The following is a 647-nucleotide window of genomic DNA, read 5'->3' as shown; positions in this document are numbered from 1 at the left end:
CCGGGCAGGTCACCGCCCCATCCCGCCGAAAGGACCGCTATGCAACTCGTCCTCTACACCTGGACTCCCGAGTCCATCGCCGCCGAGCCCGGCCTGACCGAGGTGTTCGGCACGCTCATGGCCGCCCACGACCTCAACCCCACCGACGTCCAGATGGTCGAACTCCTGGCCGTCCAGGACGAAGGAACCCAGCAGTGGACGCTCTTCCTGCGCGCCCACCTGCCCCCGGACCCGGACGTGACCGAGAACGGCTTCCCCGTCGCCCAGTACGTGGACCTCTTCGTCAGCACAGGCGGCGCGTAGAACGGCCTACTCGGCAGCGACGATCCGCCGCACCTCTGCCACCAGAGCCTTCCGCTTCTTCGCCGACCACAGCTCCTCACCACGGCGACCCGCGCACGACACCACGATCGGCCCGACCGCCACCGAAGGCCCGCCGATCCCCTTGGCGTAGGCCTTCGCCTTCCCCGGCCCGGGGAACTGCACGATGGTCACCGGATCCGTCGTCACCATCTGCACGCACCCCGAGCGCTCGCAGAACCCCGTGTTCTCCCGGGGGTTGGGCAGCTTGAACCGCTCGCCCAAGGCGTCCACCACGGCCTGGGCAGAAAGGCCCTCGGCCTCCTGGACCACAGCGCTGGACCCAG

Annotated in this window: 2 protein-coding genes; one reads left to right on the top strand and one right to left on the bottom strand. The window is 69.4% G+C overall.

The window, feature by feature from the left end; all coding sequences use genetic code 11:
• Nucleotides 1-303: hypothetical protein (locus ABD140_RS39960; RefSeq protein WP_344248293.1), on the top strand; the 303-nt coding region annotated here is incomplete at its 5' end.
• Nucleotides 304-309: 6 nt separating this feature from the next.
• Here the strand turns inward: ABD140_RS39960 and ABD140_RS39955 are convergent.
• On the bottom strand, nucleotides 310-647 hold a 338-nt coding region (locus tag ABD140_RS39955), incomplete at its 5' end, for a hypothetical protein (protein ID WP_344248291.1).

The sequence above is a fragment of the Actinocorallia libanotica genome, from assembly GCF_039525175.1.
In the GTDB taxonomy this organism is placed as follows: Bacteria; Actinomycetota; Actinomycetes; order Streptosporangiales; family Streptosporangiaceae; genus Actinocorallia; species Actinocorallia libanotica.
This window is presented reverse-complemented; position numbering and strand designations above follow the sequence as displayed.